The organism is Nocardioides panaciterrulae, from assembly GCF_013409645.1.
Taxonomy (GTDB): domain Bacteria; phylum Actinomycetota; class Actinomycetes; order Propionibacteriales; family Nocardioidaceae; genus Nocardioides; species Nocardioides panaciterrulae.
This window is the reverse complement of sequence record NZ_JACCBG010000001.1, coordinates 3,712,488-3,736,057: the sequence shown is the minus strand read 5'-3', so window position 1 is coordinate 3,736,057 and position 23,570 is coordinate 3,712,488. Positions and strand designations below refer to the sequence as shown.

Below are 23,570 nucleotides of genomic sequence, written 5' to 3'. Positions count from 1 at the left end.
CGCATCCGTGATGGCTCTCGTGACCGGGACGGGCTTCGCCAAGCCGCACCTGGAGTACGCCCAGCTGTGGCCGATCCTCGTGGTCTTCGGGGTGGCGTGCGTCGGCGTGCTCGTGGAGGCGTTCCTGCCTCGCGAGCGCCGCTACGCGGTCCAGGTCGTGCTCACGCTGGCCGGCCTGGTCGTCGCCCTGGTCGGCACCTGCCTGGTCGGGGCCCACCTGCACTCCCTCGGCGGCGGCGTCGCCCGCGGCCTGATCGCCGCCCAGGGCACCATCGTGATGGACGGGCCCACCGTGTTCTTCTGGGGCCTGCTCCTCGTCTTCGCGATCGGCGGCGTGCTGCTGTTCGCCGAGAAGCGGCTCGAGGGCGGGCTGTCCTCGTTCGCCGGCCAGGCCGCCACGCTGCCGGGCTCGGACGCCGAGCGGGAGGCGTCGGCGCGCGGCCTGGACCACACCGAGGTCTACCCGCTGCTGATGTTCGCCCTCGGCGGCATGATGCTGTTCCCGGCCGCCGGCGACCTGCTGACGATGTTCGTCGCGCTCGAGGTGCTCTCGCTGCCGCTCTACCTGCTCTGCGGGCTGGCCCGGCGCCGGCGCCTGCTCAGCCAGGAGGCGGCGATGAAGTACTTCCTGCTCGGCGCGTTCTCCTCCGGCTTCTTCCTCTACGGCGTCGCGCTGGTCTACGGCTTCGCCGGCTCGATGAACCTCGGCGTGATCAACGAGGCGGTCCGCAACGACGTCGCGAACAGGGGCCTGCTGCTGATCGGCCTCGGCATGCTGTCCGTGGGCGTCCTGTTCAAGGTGGGCGCCGCGCCGTTCCAGGCCTGGACCCCCGACGTCTACCAGGGCGCCCCGACCGCGGTCACCGCGTTCATGGCGGCCTGCACCAAGATCGCGGCTTTCGGCGCGATGCTCCGGCTGTTCTACGTCGCGTTCGGCTCCGAGCGCTGGTCCTGGCAGCCGATGCTGTGGATCATCGCGATCCTGACCATGGTCGTGGGCGCGGTGCTCGCGGTCGTGCAGACCGACATGAAGCGGATGCTCGCCTACTCCTCGGTCGCCCACACCGGCTTCCTGCTCACCGGCGTCCTCGGCGTGCAGAGCGTCACCGACCTCGCGCCCGGCCAGATCACCTCGCTGCAGGCGGTGATGTTCTACCTGGCCACCTACGGCTTCGCGATGGTCGGCGCGTTCGCGGTGGTCACGCTGGTGCGGGACTCCGGCGGCGAGGCCACGTCGTTCGCCCGCTGGACCGGTCTCGGTCGGCGGTCGCCGCTGCTGGGCGCGCTGTTCGCGTTCTTCCTGCTCTCGATGGCCGGCATCCCGCTGACCGCCGGCTTCATCGGCAAGTGGGCGGTCTTCACCGTGGCCCTGGCCGCGGGCGCCTGGCCGGTGGTGATCGCGGCGGTGCTGTGCAGCATCGTGGCGGTGTTCTTCTACGTCCGCGTGATCGTGCTGATGTTCTTCGTCGACGGTGACACCTCCGGTCCGGCCGGCGAGGTTGCGGCGGTGGCCAGGCCCTCGCTGCTGACCAGCGGCACGATCGCGGTCGGCGCGCTGGCGACGCTCGTCCTGGGCATCGTGCCCGGCCCGGTTCTCGACCTGGCCGCGCATGCGGGACAATTCGTCAGGTGATGACTGGATCTGCCGCGGCCGGACTCGCGCTGCCTGTGACGGACGAGGCGCTGGCGACCCGGCTGCGCGAGCGCATGACCGTGATCGAGGACGCCCTCGAGGGGCACGTCCGCAGCCGCGCCGGCTTCGTGACCACGGCCGCGAGCCACCTGATGACCGCGGGCGGCAAGCGGTTCCGGCCGCTGCTGGTGCTGCTGGCCGCGGAGGCGGGGGAGCACCCGGACTCCGAGGAGGTCGTCACCGCCGCCTGTGTCGTGGAGCTGACCCACCTCGCCTCGCTCTACCACGACGACGTCATGGACGAGGCCGAGCTGCGCCGCGGCGCGGTCTCGGCGAACGCCCGGTGGGACAACCACGTCGCGATCCTCACCGGCGACTTCCTGTTCTCGAAGTCCTCCGAGCTCACCGCCGAGCTCGGCGCGGACGCGGTCCGGATCCAGGCGCGGACCTTCACCCGGCTCGTCGAGGGCCAGATCCTCGAGACCGTGCAGCCGGGGCCGGGCGAGGACCCGCTCGCGCACTACCTCGAGGTGGTCGCCGGCAAGACCGGGTCGCTGATCGCGACCTCCGCCCGCTACGGCGCCCGGTTCGGCGGCGCCACCCGGGAGGTCGAGGAGGCGCTGACGTCGTACGGCGAGATCGTGGGCTGCGCCTTCCAGCTCTCCGACGACATCCTCGACATCGCCTCGGAGTCCGGCGAGTCCGGCAAGACGCCCGGCACCGACCTCCGCGAGGGCGTGCCGACGCTGCCGGTGCTGATGGCCCGGGCCTCCACCGACCCGGCCGACGCCCGGCTGCTCGAGCTGCTCGCCGCCGACCTCAGCGACGACGCCCGGCACGCCGAGGCCCTCGGCCTGCTGCGCAAGCACCCCGCGATGGACGAGGCCCGCGCCTACGTCGTGGCCCGCGCCCAGGAGGCCAAGGCGCTGCTCACCGCCCTGCCCGCCGGCCCCGTCCGGGACGCCCTCGAGGCCTTCGCCGACATCGTCGCGATCCGCTCCACCTGACCCGTTGAGTTGGGCCCCCCGCCGGTGTGAGTTGGGCCCCCCGCCGGTGTGAGTTGGGCCCCCCACCCGTTGAGTTGGGCCTCCCGCCGGTGTGAGTTGGGCCCCCCGCCGGGACTCGGCCCCACTGAACGCGGTGCGGGGCCCAACTCAACGGGTCAGACGGCGCTGGCCTCGACAGCGAGGCGGAGCTGGCGGCGGCGGTGGGTGACCGCCTCGACGGTGAACAGCGCCAAGGCGATCCAGACCAGCCCGAAGCCGAACCAGCGGCCGGCGGGCATGTCCTCGTGGAACCAGAGCACGCCGAGTGCGAACTGGAAGATCGGCGCGAGGTACTGCAGCAGGCCGAGGGTCACCATCGGCACCCGGATCGCCGCCCCGCCGAAGCAGATGAGCGGCACGGCGGTGACGACGCCGGTGGTGAGGAACAGCAGCGCGTGCCCGACCCCGTGGTTGCCGAAGTTCGACTGCCCGTGGGCAGCCAGCCAGGCGATGTAGAGCGCGGCGAACGGGGCGATCACCGTGGTCTCGACCGCCAGGCTCTCGACGGCCGGGGCGTTGGCGAACTTCTTCGCCAGCCCGTAGCTGCCGAAGGAGAACGCCAGGATCAGCGCGATCCAGGGCAGTCGGCCGTAGTCGACGCTGAGCACGCCCACCGCGGCGCCGGCGACGGCCATCGCCAGCCACTGCAGCGGCCGCAACCGCTCGCGCAGGATCAGCACGCCCATCAGCACGGTGACGAGGGGGTTGATGAAGTAGCCCAGCGAGGTCTCGACGACCCGGCCGTGGTTGACCCCCCAGATGTAGGTGCCCCAGTTCACCGACACCACCACCGCGGCGAGGGTGAGGAGGCCCAGCCGACGGCGGTCGGTCACCAGGGCACGGACCCGATCCCGGCGCCGCAGCGCGACCACGAGCACGCCCATGGTCACCAGCGACCACAGCATCCGGTGGGCGAGGATCTCGAACGCGCCGGCGGGCTCCAGCAGCGGCCAGTAGAGCGGGAAGGCGCCCCACATCGTGTAGGCCGCGACTCCCAGCAGCAGTCCCCGGCGCGCGTCCCCCATGCGGATCAGGATATCCGGACAGCGGCTCCGCTCAGACGACGGTCCAGGTATCGCCGCCCGAGATGAGCGCCGCGAGCCGCGAGGTCGCGTCGCCCTGCACCGCGTCGCGTGCGGTCCGCACCTGCGCGCGCGCCTGGTCGTCGTACGACGGGCGCTCGACCTGGCGGAAGATGCCGATCGGCGACTGGTTGAGGTAGCCCGCATCGGTCAGCCGCGAGATCGAGAACGCGGTCGACGGGTCCGGGTTGTGCGCGTCGTGGACCAGCAGCGCGTCCTCGCCCACCTCGGACACGTCGACCACCTCGACCCCGCCGGTCCTCGGGTCGCGGGCCAGGCCCCGGGCACCCTTCCCGGACTCGTCCGGAGCGCCGAAGCGGATCGGCTCGCCGTGGACGAGCGGGATGATCGCGTCGGCCTTGGTGTCGGGGCCCTTGAGCGCGTCGAACGCGCCGTCGTTGAAGATCGGGCAGTTCTGGTAGATCTCCACGAACGACGTGCCGCGGTGGGCGGCCGCGGCCGAGAGTACCGAGGTGAGGTGCTTGCGGTCGGAGTCGATGGTGCGGGCCACGAACGAGCCCTCGGCGCCCAGCGCCAGCGAGACCGGGTTGAACGGGTGGTCCACCGAGCCCATCGGGGTGGACTTGGTGATCTTGCCGGCCTCGGAGGTGGGGGAGTACTGGCCCTTGGTCAGCCCGTAGATCCGGTTGTTGAACAGCAGGATCGTCATGTTCACGTTGCGGCGCAGCGCGTGGATCAGGTGGTTGCCGCCGATCGAGAGCGCGTCGCCGTCCCCGGTGACCACCCACACCGACAGGTCCTCGCGCGCGGTGGCGATGCCGGTCGCGATCGTCGGCGCCCGCCCGTGGATCGAGTGCATGCCGTAGGTGTCGAGGTAGTACGGGAACCGGGAGGAGCAGCCGATGCCGGAGACGAACACGATGTTCTCGCGGCGCAGCCCGAGGTCGGGCAGGAACCCCTGCACGGCCTTCAGCACGGCGTAGTCACCGCACCCGGGGCACCAGCGCACCTCCTGGTCGCTGGTGTAGTCCTTGCCGGTCTGGGTCTCGTCGCTGGTCGGGACCAGCTCGGTGCCGGTCCGCACCGCCGGGAAGGGGAGCTCGGTGCCGGTGGTCGGGGTGCTCACTGTCCTACCTCCGCGGAGTCGGTCGCCGAGGCGACCAGGTTGACGTCGACGCCCTCGGCCCGGGCGACCAGCTCGCCGATCGCCTCGGCCAGCTCGGCGGCCTTGAGCGGCAGCCCGCGGACGTGGTTGTAGCCGATGGCGTTGACGAGGTACTTCGCGCGCAGCAGCAGCGCGAGCTGCCCGAGGTTCATCTCGGGCACGAGCACCTTGTCGTAGCGCGCCAGGATCTCGCCGAGGTCCTTGGGGAACGGGTTGAGGTGGCGCAGGTGGACCTGGGCGACGTCGTAGCCGGCCTTGCGGACCCTGCGTACGCCGGCGCCGATCGGACCGTACGTCGAGCCCCAACCCAGCACCAGCACCTTCGCGCGGCCGCTGGGGTCGTCGACCTCGGTCGGCGGCAGCGACTCCGCGATCCGGTCGACCTTGGCCTGGCGGGTGCGGACCATCAGGTCGTGGTTGGCCGGGTCGTAGGAGATGTTGCCGTGGCCGTCGCCCTTCTCGAGCCCACCGATCCGGTGCTCGAGGCCGGGGGTGCCCGGCACCGCCCAGGGCCGGGCCAGCGTGTCCTGGTCGCGGAGGTACGGCCAGAAGTCCTCCGTGGTCGAGCCGTCCTTGCCGACCGACTCGTGGTTCGGGCCGGTGGCGAACGCCGGGTCGATGGTGGGCAGCTCGTCCACCTCGGGGATCCGCCAGGGCTCGGAGCCGTTGGCGAGGTAGCCGTCGGACAGCAGCATCACCGGGGTGCGGTAGGTGACCGCGATCCGCGCCGCCTCTAGGGCGGCGTCGAAGCAGTCGCCGGGGGACTGGGGCGCGACGATCGGCACCGGCGCCTCGCCGTTGCGGCCGAACATCGCCTGCAGCAGGTCGGCCTGCTCGGTCTTGGTCGGCAGGCCGGTCGACGGGCCGCCGCGCTGGACGTCGACGACGAGCAGCGGCAGCTCGGTCATCACGGCCAGGCCGATCGCCTCGGACTTCAAGGCGATGCCGGGGCCGGAGGTCGTGGTGACCCCGAGGCTGCCCGCGAAGGAGGCGCCGATCGCGGCGCCGACGCCGGCGATCTCGTCCTCGGCCTGGAACGTGGTGACGCCGAAGGCCTTGTGCTTGCTCAGCTCGTGGAGGATGTCGGAGGCCGGCGTGATCGGGTAGGAGCCCAGGAAGACCGGCAGTCCCGACCGGACGCCCGCGGCCACGAGGCCGTAGGCCAGCGCGAGGTTGCCGGTGATGTTGCGGTAGGTGCCGGCCGGCATCGGGGCCGGCTTGATCTCGTAGGAGACCGCGAACGCCTCGGTGGTCTCGCCGAAGTTCCAGCCGGACTTGAACGCGGTGATGTTCGCGTCGCGGATGTCGGCGACCTTGGCGAAGCGGCGCTCGAGGAAGCTGATGGTCGACTCGACCGGGCGGCCGTACATCCACGACAGCAGCCCGAGCGCGAACATGTTCTTGGCCCGGGCGGCGTCCTTGCGGGACAGCCCGAACTCCTTGACCGCGGCCACGGTCAGGCCGGTGAGGTCTACGGGGTGCAGGGCGTAGTCGGCCAGCGAGTCGTTCTCGAGCGGGTTCTCGGCGTAGCCGGCCTTGGTGAGGTTGCGGCCGGTGAAGTCGTGGGTGTCGACGATGATCGTCGCGCCCTTGGGCAGGTCGTCGAGGTTGGCCCGCAGCGCCGCCGGGTTCATCGCGACCAGCACGTCGGGGGCGTCGCCGGGGGTGAGGATGTCGTGGTCGGCGAAGTGCACCTGGAACGACGAGACGCCCGGAAGCGTGCCCTGGGGAGCGCGGATCTCGGCGGGGAAGTTGGGCAGCGTCTGCAGGTCGTTGCCGAAGGCGGCCGACTCCTGGGTGAAGCGGTCGCCCGTCAGCTGCATGCCGTCGCCGGAGTCGCCCGCGAACCGGATGATCACCCGGTCGAGCTGCTTGACCTGCTTGGACACCACGCGCCACTTCCCTCGCTGCTGAGCTGACCGGCTTCCCACGATAGTCGGGCCGCTGCGCGCTTCCGACCCGTCTCCCTCACTGGACCCGTGATCCGTGACACGCGGAAAAGTGCACTTAGTTGGTAAAGTCACCTAGGATGATAGACATTAGCTACTTGGGCCGCGCTCGACGACGGCCCCGGACGGAAAGAGAGAGAGCGATGAAGAGGACGATCACGATCGCCGCAGCCACGGGGGCGGCCGCCGGACTGCTCGCCCTGACGGGTTGCTCCGGCTCCTCGAGCGCGGACTCGGCCTCCACGGTCAACGTGGTCGGCTACTCCGTGCTCGAGCAGGCCAATGCCGAGCTCATCAAGGCCTTCGGCCAGACCGACCCCGGCAAGGGCGTCGCGTTCAAGGAGTCGTACGGCGCGTCCGGCGACCAGAGCCGCGCGGTGGCGGCCGGGCAGGACGCCGACGAGGTGCACCTGTCGCTCGAGCCGGACGTCACCCGGCTCGTGGACGCCGGCATCGTGGCCAAGGACTGGAAGGACAACGCCACCGACGGCATGTGCTCGCAGTCGATCGTCGTCATGGTCGTCAAGCCGGGCAACCCGAAGCACATCGCCAGCTGGTCGGACCTCACCAAGCCGGGCGTCGGCATCGTCACGCCGAACCCCGCCTCGTCGGGCTCCGCGAAGTGGAACCTGCTCGCGGCGTACGGCTCTGTCATCGCCGACGGCGGCAGCCAGGCCGACGCGGAGAAGTACATGAAGGCCTTCTTCGGCAACGTCGCCGCGTTGCCCGACAGCGGCCGCGACGCCACGACCGCCTTCACCCAGGGGACCGGCGACGTCCTGCTCTCCTACGAGAACGAGGCGATCCTGGCCCGCCAGAGCGGCACCGACTTCGACTACGTCGTGCCGGACTCCTCGATCCTGATCCAGAACCCCTGCGCGCTCACGAAGGACGCTTCCAAGCCCACCAAGGCCTGGATGGACTTCCAGAAGAGCGAGGAGGGACAGAAGCTGTACGCCGAGACCGGCTACCGGCCGCTGACCGACGTCGGCGACGTGACGGTCGAGGGAGCCAACGACCCGAGCCACCCGTTCCCGGAGCCCGCCAAGCTGCTGACCATCGAGAAGGACTTCGGCGGCTGGGACGTGGCGAACGACAAGTTCTTCGGCGACGGCACCGACGGCGCGCCGATGGGCATCCTCACGAAGCTCCAGTCGTCGGTGGGCCAGTAGCCATGGCCTCCCCGGTTGCCACCGCCTCCGCCGTGGCGGACGGTCGACCGGCGCACCCGCGCCGCTCGGCCCGCTCCGCTTCCTCCCTGTCCGTGACGTCGGGCCTCGGGCTCGGCGTGGCTATGGTCTGGTTCAGCCTGCTGGTCCTGATCCCGCTCTCCGCGATCGTCGTCAAGGCCGCCGGTGGCGGCTGGTCGACCTTCGAGCACGTTCTCACCAGCGACCAGACCCGCTCGGCGCTGCAGCTGACCGTGCTGTCGGCGCTCGCCGTCACCGCGCTCAACATGGTGATGGGCACGGCGATCGCCTGGATGCTGGTCCGCGACCGGTTCCGGGGGATGGGCCTGCTGGACCTGTTGATCGACATCCCGTTCGCGATGCCCACCATCGTCGTCGGGCTCGTGCTGCTCTCCGTCTACGGCACCGACAGCCCGATCGGGGTCTCGGTCAACAACACCCGCTGGTCAGTGCTGCTGGCGATGGGCTTCGTGACCCTGCCGTTCGTCGTGCGCACGGTCCAGCCGGTGCTCGAGGAGCTCGACACCGACGCCGAGGACGCGGCCGCCTCCCTGGGGGCCGGCCGGATCGCGACCTTCCGGCGGGTGATCCTCCCGGCGCTGGTGCCGGCGATCTTCGCCGGCGCGGCGCTGTCGTTCGCCCGGGGGATCAGCGAGTACGGCTCGCTGCTGCTCATCAGCGGCAACCTGCCCGGCCGGACCGAGGTCGTCTCGGTGCGGCTGTTCTCGTTCCTCGAGGGCGGCAACCTGGCGGCGGCCGCGGCCGTGGCCACCATCATGCTGGTGATCGCGCTGCTCGCGATCGTCGTGCTGGACCTGGTGCAGCGGCGGGTGGCGCGTCGTGGCTAGCACCAGCACCGCCGTCGGCACCGGCTCGCCGGTCGTGAAGTGGGTCCTTCGGGCCGTCGTCGTGGGCTACCTGTTCATGCTGCTGGTCTGGCCCACGGCGTACCTCGTGAAGAACACGTTCGCCAACGGCCTGACCGGTATCCAGGTGGCGCTGGCCGACCCCGACGTCGTCCACGCGCTGCAGCTCACCGGGCAGGTCGCGGTGGCGGCGGTCGTCATCAACACGGTCTTCGGGGTGGGCATCTCGCTGCTCCTGGTCCGGCAGCGGTTCGTCGGCCGGCGGGTGCTCTCGGTGCTCATCGACCTGCCGCTGTCGGTCTCACCCGTCGTGGTCGGCCTCGCCCTCGTGCTGGTCTACAACGGCCGGTTCGGCTGGTTCGGACCGTGGCTCGAGGCCCACGGCCTGCAGGTCGTCTTCGCGCGGCCGGGCATGGTCATGGCGACCTGCTTCGTGATCCTGCCGCTGGTGATCCGCGAGATCGTGCCGGTGCTCGAGGAGCTCGGTGACGACCAGGAGCAGGCCGCCCGCAGCCTCGGCGCCAACGCCTGGCAGACCTTCTGGCGGATCACCCTGCCCGGCATCCGCTGGGCGGTCGTCTACGGCGTGGTCCTCAGCCTCGCCCGCGCCCTCGGCGAGTTCGGCGCGATCAAGGTGGTGGCCGGCAACGTCGGTGGCGAGACCCAGGTGGCGACCGTCCTCGTCCAGCAGAAGTACCAGGGCTTCGAGCAGGACACGGCGTACTCCGTGTCGTTCCTGCTCGTCCTCGCGGCCGTGCTGTGCCTCGTGGTCGTCGCCCTGATCCGCCCGAAGGAAGGCAAGAAGTGAGCATCGAGATCCAGGGAGTCAACAAGCGGTTCGGCGACTTCGTCGCCCTCGACGACGTGTCGGTCTCGCTGCCGACGGGCCAGCTGACCGCGCTGCTGGGCCCCTCGGGTGGTGGGAAGTCGACGTTGCTGCGGATCATCGCCGGGCTGGACTCCGCGGACAGCGGCACCGTCACCATCGAGGGGAACGAGGCCACGCACCTGGCGCCGCAGAAGCGCAACGTGGGGTTCGTCTTCCAGCACTACGCGGTCTTCAAGCACATGTCGGTGGCCAGGAACGTCGCCTTCGGCCTGGAGATCAGGAAGCGCCCCAAGACCGAGATCGCCGAGCGCGTCGACGAGCTGCTGCGGCTGGTGCACCTGCAGCAGTTCGCCCACCGGCTGCCCTCCCAGCTCTCGGGCGGTCAGCGACAGCGCATGGCGCTGGCGCGGGCGCTCGCGGTGGAGCCGACGGTGCTGCTGCTCGACGAGCCGTTCGGCGCGCTGGACGCGAAGGTCCGCAAGGAGCTGCGCGACTGGCTGCGCCGGCTGCACGACGAGGTGCAGGTGACCACGGTCTTCGTCACCCACGACCAGGAGGAGGCCCTCGAGGTCGCCGACGAGCTCGTGGTGATCAACGAGGGTCGGGTCGAGCAGGTCGGGTCACCCGACGAGCTGTACGACGAGCCGGCCAACGACTTCGTCATGGGCTTCCTCGGCGAGGTGACCCGGCTGGGCGGCGTCAGCCTGCGACCGCACGACATCGACCTGGCGACCGTGCCGCACCTCGCCGGAGCCGTGGAGGCCCGGGTGAGCCGGGTGCTGCGGGTCGGCTTCGAGGTCCGGGTGACCGCGCTCACCGACGACGGTGAGGTCGTCACGGTCGTGGTGACCCGCACCCTCGCGCGGGCCATCGGGCTGGTCGAGGGGATGCCGGTGTGGCTGACGCCCGCCACCGGTGCGGTCACGGTTCCTGCCATGCGGTCCGTCGCGGGCTGAGCGCCGCCGAGTCGGCGCAGGTTGACGCGGGGGCACGCCGAGTCGGCGCAGGTTGACGCGGGAGCACGCCGAGTCGGCGCAGGTTGACGCCCCGGGGGGTGCGGTACGGCGGGCCCGGACCGCCCGGGCCCGGGCCTCAGGCCGACGGTGCGTAGAGCTTGGGCGGCCGCCCGCCCCACTGCTGGTGCGTCAGCGCGTTGTCGTAGTAGGTCGGGCCCTTCTTGCCGTAGGAGAGCTGGTTGAACAGCCCGAGCTTCACCCACCGGGCATCGTGGATGCAGCTGTTCGGGATGCGCATCGTCACCAAGTTGTCGCTGTAGCTGATGGTCCGGGTGAATCCGACGCACCGCTTGGCGCCGTCGTCGCCCTGGAAGTAGCGCTGGCTGGCGCGGTGACCGGGCGTGGACATGACGACCGCGTCCCACTGGTAGGCGCGGGTGCGCAGGTGCACCCAGAAGTTGTGGGTGCCGACCGGCTGGAGGTCGACGAACCGGGCGCGGACCGTGATCGCTGACGCGCCGTGGCGAAGAACCACCCGGGTCTCGTCCGCCCGCGGGTAGTGGTGCAGCCGCACCGACGTCTCGGTCTTGGGGTCCTCGCGCCACACGTCCCCGCGCCCGTCGTGGAAGACGGCCCGCGAGGGATGCTCGGCGGCGGCCGCGCCGGCGGCGGGGGCGGTGCCGGCGAGCGGCGTCGCCATGAGTCCGGCGGCCACCGCCGGAGCCAGCAGTGCGGCCAGTCTGCGTCGTACGGCCATGATCGCGCTCCCCGGGTCGGCCCGCACGTGGGACCGCTGCCCTACCTCCACGCTGGGCCGCCGCAGTGGCGGGCCGACAGGGACGGAGGTCACGGGGGCGGGGGGACGTCGCCGGACGTACGGCGATCGCCGAGTCGGCGCTGGTTGACGCGGGCGCTCCCCGAACTACCGATCTCGCTCGCTGCGCTCGCTCACCGGTAGTTCGTGAACTGCACCGCGAAGTCGTAGTCCTGGGCCTTGACCAGGGCGATGACGGCCTGCAGGTCGTCGCGCTTCTTGGAGGAGACCCGCAGCTCGTCGCCCTGGATCTGCGCCTTCACGCCCTTGGGGCCCTCGTCGCGGATCAGCTTCGAGACCTTCTTGGCGTCCTCGGAGCTGATGCCCTCCTTGAGCGTGATCGAGATCTTGCTCTGCTGGCCCGACGGCCGCGGCTCGGAGGCGTCGAGGACCTTCAGGCTCACGTCGCGCTTGACCAGCTTGCCCTTGAAGACGTCGAGGACCGCGTTGGCTCGGTCGTCGGCGGAGGCCGCGATCTCGATGGCGTGCTCGCCGGCCCACTCGATCGAGGCGCCGGTGCCCTTGAAGTCGAAGCGGGTGGAGATCTCGCGGGCGGTCTGGCCGAGCGCGTTGTCGACCTCCTGGCGGTCGATCTTGCTCACGATGTCGAACGACGAGTCGGCCATGGTGCTCCTCCACATGCGGTCAGCGGGTGCTGCGGTTCGAGAGACCCCGGCGTTTTCACCACGCGCGGGGGCTGCGCTATTCTTTCGCCTCGTCGTCGGAGGACCAAACGGGAGCCCGCGCGACACCCGAGGCAGGTTGCCCGAGCGGCCAATGGGAGCGGACTGTAAATCCGTCGGCTTTGCCTTCGAAGGTTCGAATCCTTCACCTGCCACGGACTGAGAAGAGGGGCTCCTGGCCAGCGGATGCTGGTCAGGGGCCCCTCTTCGTCGTCTGGACCTGTCCGACCGACCGGCCGGGGAGCTGTGGGGTAGGAGCCCCGACGGATTGCGTCGCCTCGCGCGAACAACCGAGGAGTCGACGAGCTGTTCGCGGGGGTGCGTCTCGTGGCGTCACCGCTGGCGCCGACTGACAGTCCTGAGTCGCAGATCGTCAGGGGAGCACTCGGCTGGAGCCGGCTTCGAGGAGCACACGGACGGCCCGATGCCCCGCTGCGGGGCATGCGAACGCTCGTCCGCGCTTCGTGACAAACGGGGGATGACCCCTTGTCGTTACGTAACCGGTTCGCTAGCATGACGCACCTCACAACCCCCGCCTCTCGCCGTAGTGTGGGGCGTATTCTGCCGCCTGTTCCTTTGGATCGAGCAGCTTGCGTCGCCGCGAAACCATGTCTTTGCCGCACATTTGCGTAACCGGTTACGTGCGTTGGACGCCCATATGCGTCGGCGCTCGAGGGGCTCGATGAAACCTAGGAGATGCGCGATGGTCGACCGATCAACGTCACGAAGGTCGTTCCTCAAGTTCGGATCGGGTGCTGCGCTTGCCGTCGCCGGTGCTCCGCTGCTCGCGGCGTGCGGCGCCGGAGCGAGTAGCAGCGGTGCTGGCGGCGTCACACTCAAGATGTCGTCGTCCATGTCCGGCCAGCCGGGCAACGCGCACAGCGCGTGGTTCGGCCGCTTCCAGCAGGCGCTGAAGAAGAACGTCGGCGACGCCGTCACCGTGGACTACTTCCCGGACAGTCAGCTCGGCGACGAGGCCAAGATGGTGCAACAGCTTCGGATGGGTGCCGCGGACATGATGATCTCCGGGTCATCGATCTGGTCGCAGGTCGCGCCGGACTTCGGCGTGCTGGACATGGGTTACCTCTTCGACAGCTGGGACCAGGTCGGGAGCGCCCTTGATTCAGGCGCAGGCACGACGTTGGCGACCACGCTGCAGGACAAGGCTGGCGTCAAGACGCTCGGATGGGCGTTCAACTTCGGCGCCCGCAACATGCTCACCAAGCCGCAGGTGACCAGCCCGGCGGACCTGCAGCAGCTCAAGATTCGCACCCTGCAGGCCCCCGAGGTCATCCAGACCGTCAACCTGATGGGCGCTGTGGCTACGCCGCTTGCCACTACGGAGGTCTACACGTCGCTGCAGACCGGGCTGATCGACGGCCTCGGGCACGACGCGCCGACCATCCTGCAGAACAAGTGGGACGAGCTTGCCAAGCACCTCGCGCTGACCGAGCACATCTTCAACCCACTTATCGTGGTCGTCGGTCAGTCGTCGTACAACAAGATCCCGTCGCAGCACCGCCAAGGATTCATGGACGCCGCGCGACAGGCCACGGAATACCAGCGAGGTCAGGCGGTCGCGGCGGAGGAGCAGGCGATGAGCCAGCTCAAGAGCAAGGGCGTCACCGTCACCACGGTTGACAAGTCCGCCTTCCAGCAGCGAGTGAAGCCGCTGTGGCAGAAGTTCGTCAGCGAGCATCCGTCCGCCCAGCCCGTCCTGGACGCGATCACAAAGCTGGCGTGACATGGCCGCCCGCACCCAGCACGTGATTCCGGAGGGGGCCGCCGGCCGCGCAGACGGGCCGGTGGGCCCGGCGGCGGCCGCCGCCGGGGCAGACCTCCCGCCAAAGGACCGCTTCAGTGCCGGCTTGGAGGTGGTCGTTGCGGCGGCCGCGGTCGCGGCGCTGATGGCGAGCCTGGTCGTGGTCTTCGTCTCGGTGGTCTCCCGCTACTTCTTCAACCACCCACTGGCTTGGGCCGGCGAGATCAGCTCGACAATGCTGGTCTGCGTGGGGTTCCTGGGTGGCGCGCTCGCGCTGGCCCGCGGCGAACACCTCGGGGTGAGTGCGGTGCGCAGCCGACTGCGTGGCCGCGTCGCCGAGATCAACGAGGGCTTGATCGCCTGGGTCATCGTGCTGGTCAGTGCCGGGCTGTGCTGGTCAGGCACCGAGATCCTCTCGACGGTGTCGGGGCAGACCACCGCAAGCGGCCTGCCTGAGTCGATCAACTTCTACCCGGTGCTGGTCAGTGCCGTGGTGATGGCTGCCTTCGCGCTTGCGGCCCTGCTGCGTAGCAGCCCGCGGGTGCTGGTCAGCTCCGCCGCGGTGCTGGGCGCGGTCGCCGCCCTTTGGTGGTTGGCCCTTCTGGCGCTTCCCATGAACGCCCATCCTGCACCGGTCTCCCTGCTTCTCGCCGGCTTCGTGGTCACTCTCGTCATTGGGGTGCCGATCGGTTTCGCGCTGGCCTTCGGTGCCCTGCTGTTCTTCTGGTTCGGCGGTAGTGCGCCTCTCGCGCTGTTCGCCCAACAGATGGAGGCCGGGGTCTCCAACGTCGTGCTGCTGTCCATCCCGTTCTTCGTGCTGGCCGGGCTGGTCATGGAGGTCAACGGCATGTCTCGGCGGCTCATCGACCTGCTGATGCTGGGCGTCGGCAACCGCCGCGGCGGTCTGCGCATCGTGATGGTGGCCGCGATGGCCCTGTTCTCCGGCATCTCGGGGTCCAAGAACGCTGACGTCGCGGCGGTCGGCACCACACTGCTTCCTGCGATCCGTCAGGCCGGCCAGGACGACAAGGACGCCGTCGGCCTGCTGGCCGCCTCCGCTGTGATGGGGGAGACCATCCCGCCGTGCATCAACATGATCATCCTCGGCTACGTCGCCAACCTGTCGATCGGCGGTTTGTTCATCGCCGGAATCGTCCCGGCCGCGGTTATCGCCCTCGCCCTGGTCGTCGTCGCGGTGGTCACCGCGCCTCGGCGGGTAGACAGCGCCGCGGCCGTCTACGGGCCGCGGCCGAGCCGGAAACAGCTGCTGCGACTCTTCGGCGGGGCGTCCACCGCATTGGTGATGATCGTCATCATCTTCGGCGGCATCCTGGGCGGCATCGCCACTCCCACCGAGGTCGCCGCCTTCGCGGTGGTCTACGCGCTGCTGGTCGGGGGTCTGCTGTTTCGTGAGATGCGGCCCCGGCCGACCGTGAACTTCCTGCTCCGATCGGCCTCCCTGTCCGGAATGATCCTCTTCATCGTGGCCGCCGCCCAGGCAGTCACCTACGTGCTCACCGTCGAGCAGATCCCGCAGAGCATGGCTCAGGCGCTCGTCAGACTGGCCCACAGCGAAGGCACCTGGGTGTTCCTGCTGCTGTGCATGCTGATGCTCGTCGTGATGGGCTCGGTGCTCGAAGGCGCGCCCGCGCTGATCATCTTCGGCCCGCTACTGCTTCCCATCGCGACGCAGCTCGGCGTCAACGAGCTACAGTTCGGGATCGTGCTCATCCTGGCCATGGGGCTGGGACTCTTCGCGCCGCCGCTGGGGGTCGGCCTCTACACCGCGTGCGCCATCGGGGGGGTACCTATGGAACAGGTGGCCCGGCCGGCCCTGAAGTACCTGGCGGCGATCGCGGCGGTGCTGTTGCTGATCATGTTCGTGCCCCAGTTGACACTGGCGCTGCCCCACATGCGAGGGCTCGGGTGACCAAGAAGCCGGCCCCCACGATCCGCAGCGTTGCCGCCGACGCCGGCGTTTCAGTAGCCACGGTCTCCGCGGTCATCAACGGCACCCGCTACGTCAGTCAGGAAGCCACCAGCCGGGTCCAGGATGCCATCGCCCGCAGCGGATACCGGCCGAACCGACTGGCCCGCGGGTTGAGCACGCATCGAACTCAGACCGTCGGGGTGGTGATGCCGACGATCCTCAGCCCGATCGCGCCGCTCCTGTTCAAGTCCGCCGCGGAGGTCCTGCACGAGCACGGCTTCTCGGTGCTGTTCTCCAACACGGAGCTGCAGGCAAGCCTGGAGGAGCAGGCATTGGAGCTGATGGCCGACTCCCAGGTTGACGGCATCCTGGTCGTGCCGACCGGGGAACGCCTGGACGCGGTGAAGCTGTTCACCGATGCCGGCAAGCCGGTGGTGCTGCTGCTGCACGGCGCTCAAGGTGCCCCTGGCTGCGACGTGATCCGTTCGGGGAACTTCAAGGGTGCCTTCGACGCGGCCGGCCACCTGGTCGCCCAAGGGGCACGGCGAATCGCCGTACTGGCGTTGCCAGCGGTCAGTGAGTCAGAGAGGGAGCGGATGAACGGCTTCCGCTCCGGGCTGCTCTCCGCGGGCCTGGACCTCGACGAATCGCTCGTGCGGGTGGGACTACCCAGCGAGAGCGGCGCCAGTGAAGGCCATGGGTACGACGAGACGCGGGCACTGATGGCTCTACGCACCCCGCCCGAAGCGATCTTCGCGATGAACCAGTACATGGCGATCGGTGCGCTCTCAGCGCTGAAGGACCTGGGCGTGCAAGTGCCCGGTGAGGTGATGGTGGTCGGGTACGACGACCTGATCTGGACCCGCCACCTGGAACCTGGGCTGTCGGTGATCGCCCAGCAACCGGAGGTGATCGGACGCTTGGGTGCTTCACGACTCATCCAGCGGCTCGCCGAGCAGGGGCCTCCTCCCCCGCCTGAGTCGGTCACGGTCGACACCCGCCTGCTCGTGCGGGCCTCCAGCGACAGGCAACTGCCCACTACGACCAAACAGGAGATCTGAAGTGACCACTAATCTGGACGGCAGGAACGCCCTCATCACCGGCGGCGGCGTGGGAATCGGCAAGGAGATCGCACTCGAGCTCGCTCGCGCCGGCGCTCAAGTGGCCGTGACCTACCTCAGCCACGAGCCGGACGAGGACTTCGCCCGTGAGATCAAGGAGGCGTCCGGCCACGCGTTGATCGCTCACCGACTGGACATCACCTCTGAGGAGGAGATCCGCAGCGCCATCGATGAGCTGGCGCGCGGCATGGGCAGCGTCGACGTGCTGGTCAACAACGCCGGAGGCTTGGTGCAGCGACAGACGATCGCCGACATGGACCCCGCGCTGTGGCGCAAGGTGATGGCGGTCAACCTCGATAGCACCTTCCTGGTCACCCATTACTGCCTGCCGCACATGACCACTGGCTGGGGGCGCATCATCAACATCGCCTCGTTGGCAGGCTTCAACGGCGGGCATCCCGGGGCGGTGGCCTACGCGTCGTCGAAGTCCGCGATCTTCGGGTTCACGCGTGGGCTGTCCAAGGAACTGGCGGCCCAAGGGATTACCGTCAACGCGGTCGCCCCTGGCTTCATCGAGGCCACGCCGTTCCACGACACGTTCACGACCGCGGAGTCCAAGGCCGCCACGATCAGCGGCATCCCGGTGCAGCGGCCCGGGGTGCCGGCCGACGTGGCCGCCGCGGTGGCCTGGCTTGCATCGCCCTCGGCGGGCTTCACCACCGGGACGACACTGAGCATCAACGGCGGCCAGTACTTCACCTGAGAGCAAGCTGCCGAGCGGATCGGCGAGACCGTCGGCCGGGGGGTGGGGCGGAGCGGAACGCACTCGCCGAGCGGCTCAGGCCACCGCCACCTTGGCCGACGCCAGCGCGTTAAGGGTGTCGCGTGGTCCGTCGGCCTCGTAGTCGAGCACGTGGTTGTTGGCAAGCACGCAGACGTCGGGCGGGGCCCGCGCGCAGGGCCCCGAGGTTGGAGGCCCCGCACAGTGAACTGTGCGGGGCCTCCTTCATTGCGCAACCCGTCGGCCGCGTTGCTGCGTCGTGCTGCCGGGCCCTCTCGTGCGTGGGGAAGCGCGTCAGCCGGGCCGGTGACGGCGGCTCACGCGCCGGATGTCGGCCGCGACTCCTCGAGCGTGGCGGCCCCCGTCATGATCGCCACCGCCTCGGCGGGGGTGTGGGACTGCGGTGTGATGACGCCGGCGCCGCGGCCGAGCCTCTGGATGTGGATCCGGTCCGCCACCTCGAACACGTGCGGCATGTTGTGGCTGATCAGGATCACGCCGAGTCCTCGCTCGCGAAGGTCGCGGACCAGCTGCAGGACCTGGCCGGACTCGCGGACTCCGAGGGCCGCGGTGGGCTCGTCGAGGATCACGACGCGTCCGCCGAAGGCGGCCGCACGGGCGACCGCGACCGCCTGCCGCTGGCCGCCGGAGAGCGTCTCGACGGCCTGGTTGATGTTCTGCAAGGTGCTGATGCCCAGGTCGTCGATGTGCTGTTTGGCCTCCCGCTTCATCCTCGGGGTGTCGAGCATGCGGAAGACCGACCCCAAGATGCCGGGGCGCCGGGGCTCGCGGGCCAGGAAGAGGTTGCTGGCGATGTCGAGCGCCGGTGCCACGGCCAACGTCTGGTAGACCGTCTCGATGCCCGCGTCGCGGGCCTCCTGGGTGCTACGGAAGTGCACCGGTCGGCCCTCGAGGAGCAGGTCTCCGGCGTCCGGCGTCATCGCGCCTGAGAGGCACTTGATCAGCGTGGACTTGCCGGCGCCGTTGTCGCCGATGACCGCGAGCACCTCGCCCGGGTGGAGGGCGAGGTCGACGCCTGCGAGGCCGACGACGTGGCCGAACTTCTTGACGAGGCCGCGAGCCTCGAGCACCGGCTCCGTCATGACTTCACGCTCCTGATCCACTGGTCGGCGGCCACCGCGGCGATGACGAGCAGACCGACCGCGAGCACCTGGTAGTTCGGGTCCATGCCTGCGAGCGCGAGCCCGTTGTCGAAGACCTGGACGATGAGGGCTCCGATCAGGGAGCCGACGACGGCGCCGCGGCCGCCGAAGAGGCTGGTGCCGCCGATGACGACCGCGGTGATGCTCTCCAGGTTCGCGTTGAGGCCGGCGTTCGGGTCGGCGCCGTTGATGCGGCCGACCAGGATCCACGCTGCGATCCCGAACACGGCTCCTGCGACGACGTACGCGCTGAGCAGCACCCGGTTGGTGCGGATGCCGGCCAGTCGTGCCGCTTCCACGTCGTCGCCGGTGGCGTAGAGGTGCTTGCCCCAGGCGGTCTGGCGCAGGGCGTAGGCGGAGAGGGCGTACAGCGCGAGCATCATCAACACCCCCACCGTGAGGTGGAAGCCCCCCAGGGAGATGTCCCTGCCGGTCCAGGTCAGGACGCCACCCGGGGTGAGGGAGATCGTCATCCCCTGGGCATAGATCAGGGTGGCGGCGGTGAAGATGCTGAGGGTGCCGAGCGTGACGATGAACGGTGGCAGGTTGATCTTCGTGACCAGGAGACCGTTCAGCAACGCGGCGACGACGGCGACGGCGAACCCGACCAGCAGTGCCACGATCCCCGGGAGCCCCCCGTCCGAGACGAGCTTGGCCATGACCAGGCTGGACAGCACCATGATCGCCCCCACCGAGAGGTCGATGCCGGCGGTGAGGATGATCAGGGTCTGCCCGACCGCCAGGGCGCCGACGACCGCCGCCTGCTGCAGGATGATCGACAGGTTCGTCGGCTGGATGAAGCGGCTGTTGGCGAACCCGAACACCAGGCACGCCAGGACGAGCACCAGCATGGGGCTCAGGGCGGGGTACCGGTGAAGCAGGCTGTGGACCCGCCGGGCCGGCGTCTCATCGATGGGGAACAGGTGGTCAGCCGAGGTCTCCTCGGCTGTGGAAACGTCGGCCATCGGTGGACCGCCTTCCTGGGTGTCTTCCGTATGGGTTCGATGCTGCCGGTCCGCCGGCACCGGGAGTGCTGACGGCCCGGCAGCATCATGCGCTGGGCCGGGTCAGCCCCAGCAGGACTGGGCTGCGGTCGCGGGGGTCTCGCTCTTGACGCCGTCGACCGGCTGAGCGGTGGTCAGCGCGGTGCCGGTGTTGATGAAGTCCTGCCCGGCAGGCAGGGACGGTGTCGATCCGCCACTGGCGAGCTTGGCGATGGCCTGCACGCCGAGGCTGGCCATCTTGCCGGGGTACTGCACGGCATCCGCGGCGATCTTGCCGTCCTTGACCAGGCTGTTGACGTACTTGCAGCTGCCGTCGATGGTCACCACCATGACGCCCTGCTTGCCGGCGTCGGCGAGAGCCTGCAGTGCGCCGTCGGCCGCCGGCTCGTTGATCGTGTACACGACGTTGATGTCGCCGTTCGCCGAGAGGCAGTTCTCCATCGCGGTCTTGCCGCCCGGGATGGATCCGGCGGTGGGCTGGTGGCACACGACCTGGTAGTCCCCGCCCTTGCCGCCGGTGTAGTGGCCGGTCTTCTGCTCCTTGCCGTTCTGGGTCGGGCTGCCCGGGTCGATGCCCATGCCTTCGAGGAAGCCGTGGTCACGCTGGACGTCCACCGAGACGACCTGGTCGTTGAAGTCGTCGAGCATGGCGATCACGGCCTTCTGCCCGTCGAGCCTCTCGGCGGCGTACTGGCCGATGAGCTTGCCTGCCTGCTCGTTGTCGGTGGCGTATGTGACGTCGACCGTGCTGGGCGGGTTCGGCACGGTGTCGAGGGCGATGACGAACAGCCCGGCGTCCCGGGCCTTCTTCAGCTCGGTGTTGACGGCGTCGCCGTTGGGGGTGATCAGGATGCCCTTGTCGCCGCGGGAGATCGCGTCGTCGATCGCGCTGATCTGGGTCTGGGTGTCGCCGTCGGTCTTTCCAGCGGCCACGGTGAGGTCGAGGTCCACCTTCTTGGCCTCCGCTTCGGCGCCGCTCTTCATCGTGACGAAGTACGGATTGCTCAGTGTCTTGAGGATCAGGGACACTCCCGGCTTGTCGCTACCGGAGGACCCGCAGCCGGCCAGTGCCAGTGCGCAGACCGCACTGCCGGCGACCGCTACCAGTCGCTTGGCCCGACTCGTCCTGACTCCCTTGTTCGTGAACCTAGTCACCGCTCAATTCCTTTCTCGGGTTGCCGCCGTTTGCCGGCGGCGCTGTCGGTGCGTCGTGTGCGTCGTGTGCGCCTGGAGGCGGCGTGCTCGACCCGTCGTCCGCCATGGCGCCCTGTGCGCCGTCTGGTGGCCGCCCCGGGTGCTGGGCGGGGGCGGCGTGAACCACCAGATCCGCGCGGTGGCGGGTGCGGGCGACCAGCTCGGCGTTGCGTTGGTCGCTGCCGTGCACCCATGCCCGCGCCTGGTCCGGTGTCTTGCCGTAAGTGATGTGCCTGCGCAACAGCTGCTCGAGGCGCGTCGCCTCGTCGATCTCGACGTACCAGACCGCGTCCAGCAGGGGACGCACTCCCGCCCAGGCCCCCTCGTCGAGCAGGAGGTAGTTGCCCTCCGTCACCACGAGCGGCACGTCGGGGGGCACCGCGACCGCCGCCGCGATCGCCTCCTCCAGACCGCGGTAGTAGGCCGGCGCGTAGACCGTGTCCGCCCCGCCGGCACGGAGCCGGCGGAGCAGTGCGACGTACCCGGCTGCGTCGAAGGTGTCCGGGGCGCCCTTCCGGTCGCGGCGCCCGAGACGATCGAGCTCGGCGTTCGACAAGTGGAAGCCGTCCATCGGCACGTAGCACGCCAGTGGCGCCAGCCGGTCCACCACCGCCCTGGCGATCGTGGACTTGCCGCCGCCCGGAGCTCCCGCGATGCCGAGCAGCTTCCGGCTTCCCGGCGACGCGAGCTGCCGGGCTGCCGCCACGGCCTCATCGAGCGTCTGCTCCCAGCTCACGTCGGCCCTCGCTCGTCGTCTCGATCTCTGTAACGTGAATCACCATAGGCCCCCGCAACCGCTTGCCGCAAGCGCTTGCGGCAAGCGGTTGCCTGTATGATCCGAGAGACGGCCCGGTGCGCGGGGTCGAGACCGGAGGGGGAGCGAATGGCGACCATGGCCGACGTGGCCGCGCGGGCGGGGGTCTCCACGACCACGGTCTCGCACGTGCTCAACGGCACCCGGCACGTGTCCGAGGACGCCCGCCAGCGCGTTCTCAGCGCGATCGAGGAGACCGGCTACACCCAGAACACGGTCGCGCGCTCGCTGGCCACGGCGAGCACTCGCACGATCGGCCTGGCCATGTCGGCGATCTCCAACCCCTACTTCATCGACCTCGTGCACGTCATCGAGGCGGAGATCCGTGCGGCGGGGTACCTGTTGCTGCTGGCGGACACCAGGGACGACCCGGAGGAGGAGCTCGCGGTCATCCGCTCGCTGCACTCGCGCAGGGTCGACGGCTACGTCCTCGCTCCCTCCGGGGACCCGGAAGGGCGAGCCCTCCGGTATCTCGCCGAGCAGCGACTCCCGACCGTCCTCGTCGACCGCCTCGCCTCCGAGGACTTCGACCAGGTCGGCGTGGAGAACCGGGAGGCGATGAGCCAGCTCGTGGAGCACCTCGCTGCCCAGGGGCACCGGCGCATCGCGTTGGTCGGCGGCCAGACCGGGCTCAGCACCACCGACGAACGACTCGCCGGCTACCGCCTCGGCCTGGCGCGCGGCGGGCTGGTGGAGGACCCGCAGCTGGTGGTCTCCGGTGCGAGCGAGGAGGAGCGGGCCCGGGCCGCCGTCCACGAGCTGTGGGCGCTGCCCGAGCCCCCCACGGCCATCGTCGCCGCCAACAACCGGATGACGATCGGCGTCATGCAGGCGCTGCACGACCTCGGTGTCGGCGTGCCCGGCGATGTCGCGCTGGTCGCCTTCGACGACTTCGAATGGGCCGACCTGTTCCACCCCCGGCTGACCGTCGTCGCGCAGCCGATCCGGGAGATCGGTACCGAAGCGGCACGATTGCTCCTGGCGCGACTCAAGGAGCCCGACCGGGCGCCGGCGACGTTGCGGCTGCCCGCGCGGTTCGTCCACCGGGAGTCGTGCGGCTGCCCCGCGGGTGGCGGGCGCCGCTGAGCGGGGATTCTCGGGGATCTCGGTTCGCCACGCTCACCTGCCACTGACGCCCCGGTCCTCGACCGGGGCGTCAGACATTTCCGGCGGTCGCTGAGCCCGTAGCCCAGCCCCACAGGATCTCCTCGACCGCGCCGACCCGGGGCTCCTCGGCGGCGTCGCCGAAGGCGTCCACCGCGGCCACGAACGCGGCCCGCGTCTCCGCGGGCATCCGGCGTACGATCCGCGCGATCTCCTTGCGCCGCCGCTCGGTGACCCGTTCGACGACCTGGCGGCCCTCGTCGGTGAGCTCGAGCGCGACCTGGCGACGGTCGGTGTCGCCCGTGCGCCGGGAGACCAGGCCGCCCGCGACCAGCCTCTCGACCATCCGCTGCGCAGTGGAGGCATTGACGTCGAGGCTCTCCGCGAGCGCGCGCAGCGTCGTACCCCCGCGCCCGGAGAGCACGACCAGGGTGCGGAACTGGGTCACGGTGACGACGTCCTCGACCTCGGCGAGCGAGCGCGCGGCCACCGCGACGAGCACGCGCGATGAGCGGAGCAGGGCGGTGACCAGGTCGTCGGTGGTGTCCGGCTTTTTGTCAGGCACAGTGCAATTATTGCATAC

21 protein-coding genes, 1 tRNA gene and 1 pseudogene are annotated in these 23,570 nt (G+C 69.9%); 12 read left to right on the top strand and 11 right to left on the bottom strand.

Annotated features, from left to right (window positions below; genetic code table 11):
* Positions 1-10 precede the first annotated feature (10 nt).
* Together nuoN and BJZ21_RS17770 are read left to right on the top strand one after the other, a co-directional pair.
* On the top strand, positions 11-1,633 hold the full coding sequence (nuoN, locus tag BJZ21_RS17775) for an NADH-quinone oxidoreductase subunit NuoN (RefSeq protein WP_179664989.1): 1,623 nt from the start codon (positions 11-13) through the stop codon (positions 1,631-1,633).
* Complete coding sequence (locus tag BJZ21_RS17770; RefSeq protein WP_179664988.1) at positions 1,633-2,640, top strand: polyprenyl synthetase family protein; 1,008 nt, start codon at positions 1,633-1,635, stop codon at positions 2,638-2,640. The genes nuoN and BJZ21_RS17770 overlap by 1 nt, the downstream gene beginning before the upstream one ends.
* Positions 2,641-2,795: 155 nt before the next feature.
* Here BJZ21_RS17770 and rarD read toward each other — a convergent pair whose 3' ends face one another.
* From rarD to BJZ21_RS17755, 3 genes are read right to left on the bottom strand one after another with little or no spacing between them, the layout of a single operon-like run.
* A complete protein-coding gene (gene rarD, locus BJZ21_RS17765) occupies positions 2,796-3,704 on the bottom strand; it encodes an EamA family transporter RarD (protein ID WP_179664987.1) in 909 nt (302 codons plus the stop codon).
* Positions 3,705-3,735: 31 nt separating this feature from the next.
* Positions 3,736-4,806, bottom strand: coding sequence for a 2-oxoacid:ferredoxin oxidoreductase subunit beta (locus BJZ21_RS17760; protein ID WP_343052272.1), 1,071 nt, complete (start codon positions 4,804-4,806; stop codon positions 3,736-3,738).
* Between the two features lie 38 nt (positions 4,807-4,844).
* Complete coding sequence (locus tag BJZ21_RS17755; RefSeq protein ID WP_179665781.1) at positions 4,845-6,776, bottom strand: 2-oxoacid:acceptor oxidoreductase subunit alpha; 1,932 nt, start codon at positions 6,774-6,776, stop codon at positions 4,845-4,847.
* A 203-nt stretch (positions 6,777-6,979) separates the two neighbouring features.
* On the opposite strand from BJZ21_RS17755, the gene BJZ21_RS17750 reads away from it, so the two are divergent.
* The 4 genes from BJZ21_RS17750 (at position 6,980) to BJZ21_RS21215 (ending at position 10,677) form a co-directional block, all read left to right on the top strand.
* Positions 6,980-8,008, top strand: coding sequence for a sulfate ABC transporter substrate-binding protein (locus BJZ21_RS17750; RefSeq protein WP_179664985.1), 1,029 nt, complete (start codon positions 6,980-6,982; stop codon positions 8,006-8,008).
* A 92-nt stretch (positions 8,009-8,100) separates the two neighbouring features.
* Entirely contained in the window at positions 8,101-8,874 is a 774-nt protein-coding gene (gene cysT, locus BJZ21_RS17745; protein ID WP_343052203.1) for a sulfate ABC transporter permease subunit CysT, read from the top strand.
* Positions 8,867-9,700, top strand: a complete 834-nt coding sequence (locus BJZ21_RS17740; protein WP_343052202.1) for a sulfate ABC transporter permease — start codon at positions 8,867-8,869, stop codon at positions 9,698-9,700. The genes cysT and BJZ21_RS17740 overlap by 8 nt, the downstream gene beginning before the upstream one ends.
* The gene (locus BJZ21_RS21215) at positions 9,697-10,677 is read left to right on the top strand and encodes a TOBE-like domain-containing protein (RefSeq protein WP_179664983.1); all 981 of its coding nucleotides are present in this window, start codon (positions 9,697-9,699) and stop codon (positions 10,675-10,677) included. The genes BJZ21_RS17740 and BJZ21_RS21215 overlap by 4 nt, the downstream gene beginning before the upstream one ends.
* A gap of 136 nt (positions 10,678-10,813) precedes the next feature.
* Here the strand turns inward: BJZ21_RS21215 and BJZ21_RS17730 are convergent, their stop codons facing one another.
* The gene (locus BJZ21_RS17730) at positions 10,814-11,434 is read right to left on the bottom strand and encodes a hypothetical protein (protein WP_179664982.1); all 621 of its coding nucleotides are present in this window, start codon (positions 11,432-11,434) and stop codon (positions 10,814-10,816) included.
* 191 nt (positions 11,435-11,625) lie between these two features.
* A complete protein-coding gene (locus BJZ21_RS17725) occupies positions 11,626-12,117 on the bottom strand; it encodes a YajQ family cyclic di-GMP-binding protein (RefSeq protein WP_179664981.1) in 492 nt (163 codons plus the stop codon).
* Between the two features lie 130 nt (positions 12,118-12,247).
* Between BJZ21_RS17725 and BJZ21_RS17720 the strand changes: the two genes are divergently transcribed.
* The 5 genes from BJZ21_RS17720 to BJZ21_RS17700 all read left to right on the top strand — a co-directional run bounded on the left by BJZ21_RS17720 (position 12,248) and on the right by BJZ21_RS17700 (position 17,690).
* Positions 12,248-12,329 (top strand) — tRNA-Tyr (locus BJZ21_RS17720).
* Between the two features lie 548 nt (positions 12,330-12,877).
* The gene (locus tag BJZ21_RS17715; RefSeq protein ID WP_179664980.1) at positions 12,878-13,918 is read left to right on the top strand and encodes a TRAP transporter substrate-binding protein; all 1,041 of its coding nucleotides are present in this window, start codon (positions 12,878-12,880) and stop codon (positions 13,916-13,918) included.
* 1 nt (position 13,919) lies between these two features.
* On the top strand, positions 13,920-15,866 hold the full coding sequence (locus tag BJZ21_RS17710; protein WP_179664979.1) for a TRAP transporter large permease: 1,947 nt from the start codon (positions 13,920-13,922) through the stop codon (positions 15,864-15,866).
* Complete coding sequence (locus BJZ21_RS17705; protein ID WP_179664978.1) at positions 15,863-16,927, top strand: substrate-binding domain-containing protein; 1,065 nt, start codon at positions 15,863-15,865, stop codon at positions 16,925-16,927. The genes BJZ21_RS17710 and BJZ21_RS17705 overlap by 4 nt, the downstream gene beginning before the upstream one ends.
* A gap of 1 nt (position 16,928) precedes the next feature.
* Positions 16,929-17,690: a 3-oxoacyl-ACP reductase FabG gene (locus BJZ21_RS17700; protein WP_179664977.1), complete on the top strand. Its 762-nt coding sequence runs from the start codon at positions 16,929-16,931 to the stop codon at positions 17,688-17,690.
* Positions 17,691-17,765: 75 nt separating this feature from the next.
* Here the strand turns inward: BJZ21_RS17700 and BJZ21_RS21535 are convergent.
* The 5 genes and pseudogenes from BJZ21_RS21535 to BJZ21_RS17675 all read right to left on the bottom strand — a co-directional run.
* Positions 17,766-17,903: pseudogene (locus tag BJZ21_RS21535) on the bottom strand (CapA family protein); the annotation flags it as partial.
* A gap of 122 nt (positions 17,904-18,025) precedes the next feature.
* Entirely contained in the window at positions 18,026-18,811 is a 786-nt protein-coding gene (locus tag BJZ21_RS17690) for an ATP-binding cassette domain-containing protein (protein ID WP_179664975.1), read from the bottom strand.
* Entirely contained in the window at positions 18,808-19,722 is a 915-nt protein-coding gene (locus BJZ21_RS17685) for an ABC transporter permease (RefSeq protein ID WP_218851543.1), read from the bottom strand. The genes BJZ21_RS17690 and BJZ21_RS17685 overlap by 4 nt, the downstream gene beginning before the upstream one ends.
* A gap of 216 nt (positions 19,723-19,938) precedes the next feature.
* A complete protein-coding gene (locus tag BJZ21_RS17680) occupies positions 19,939-20,904 on the bottom strand; it encodes a substrate-binding domain-containing protein (RefSeq protein WP_218851542.1) in 966 nt (321 codons plus the stop codon).
* 118 nt (positions 20,905-21,022) lie between these two features.
* Positions 21,023-21,805 carry a nucleoside/nucleotide kinase family protein gene (locus BJZ21_RS17675; RefSeq protein ID WP_179664972.1) on the bottom strand — a complete coding sequence of 261 codons (783 nt, stop codon included), beginning with the start codon at positions 21,803-21,805 and terminating at the stop codon, positions 21,023-21,025.
* A 147-nt stretch (positions 21,806-21,952) separates the two neighbouring features.
* Here BJZ21_RS17675 and BJZ21_RS17670 point away from each other — a divergent pair, with 147 nt between their 5' ends.
* A complete protein-coding gene (locus tag BJZ21_RS17670) occupies positions 21,953-22,969 on the top strand; it encodes a LacI family DNA-binding transcriptional regulator (protein WP_179664971.1) in 1,017 nt (338 codons plus the stop codon).
* 70 nt (positions 22,970-23,039) lie between these two features.
* On the opposite strand, the gene BJZ21_RS17665 is transcribed toward BJZ21_RS17670, so the two are convergent.
* Positions 23,040-23,552 (bottom strand): MarR family transcriptional regulator, encoded by a 513-nt coding sequence (locus tag BJZ21_RS17665; protein ID WP_218851541.1) that lies wholly within the window; start codon positions 23,550-23,552, stop codon positions 23,040-23,042.
* Positions 23,553-23,570: the final 18 nt, after the last annotated feature.

What these genes read in the sequence shown, in the direction of transcription:
- BJZ21_RS17670 (WP_179664971.1), top strand. Translation starts at nt 21,953, where the DNA reads ATGGCGACCATGGCCGACGTGGCCGCGCGGGCGGGGGTCTCCACGACC.
- BJZ21_RS17685 (WP_218851543.1), bottom strand. Translation starts at nt 19,722, where the DNA reads ATGCTGGTGCTCGTCCTGGCGTGCCTGGTGTTCGGGTTCGCCAACAGC.
- BJZ21_RS17750 (WP_179664985.1), top strand. Translation starts at nt 6,980, where the DNA reads ATGAAGAGGACGATCACGATCGCCGCAGCCACGGGGGCGGCCGCCGGA.
- BJZ21_RS17710 (WP_179664979.1), top strand. Translation starts at nt 13,920, where the DNA reads ATGGCCGCCCGCACCCAGCACGTGATTCCGGAGGGGGCCGCCGGCCGC.
- BJZ21_RS17730 (WP_179664982.1), bottom strand. Translation starts at nt 11,434, where the DNA reads ATGGCCGTACGACGCAGACTGGCCGCACTGCTGGCTCCGGCGGTGGCC.
- BJZ21_RS17770 (WP_179664988.1), top strand. Translation starts at nt 1,633, where the DNA reads ATGACTGGATCTGCCGCGGCCGGACTCGCGCTGCCTGTGACGGACGAG.
- BJZ21_RS17725 (WP_179664981.1), bottom strand. Translation starts at nt 12,117, where the DNA reads ATGGCCGACTCGTCGTTCGACATCGTGAGCAAGATCGACCGCCAGGAG.
- nuoN (WP_179664989.1), top strand. Translation starts at nt 11, where the DNA reads ATGGCTCTCGTGACCGGGACGGGCTTCGCCAAGCCGCACCTGGAGTAC.
- BJZ21_RS17715 (WP_179664980.1), top strand. Translation starts at nt 12,878, where the DNA reads ATGGTCGACCGATCAACGTCACGAAGGTCGTTCCTCAAGTTCGGATCG.
- rarD (WP_179664987.1), bottom strand. Translation starts at nt 3,704, where the DNA reads ATGGGGGACGCGCGCCGGGGACTGCTGCTGGGAGTCGCGGCCTACACG.
- BJZ21_RS17690 (WP_179664975.1), bottom strand. Translation starts at nt 18,811, where the DNA reads ATGACGGAGCCGGTGCTCGAGGCTCGCGGCCTCGTCAAGAAGTTCGGC.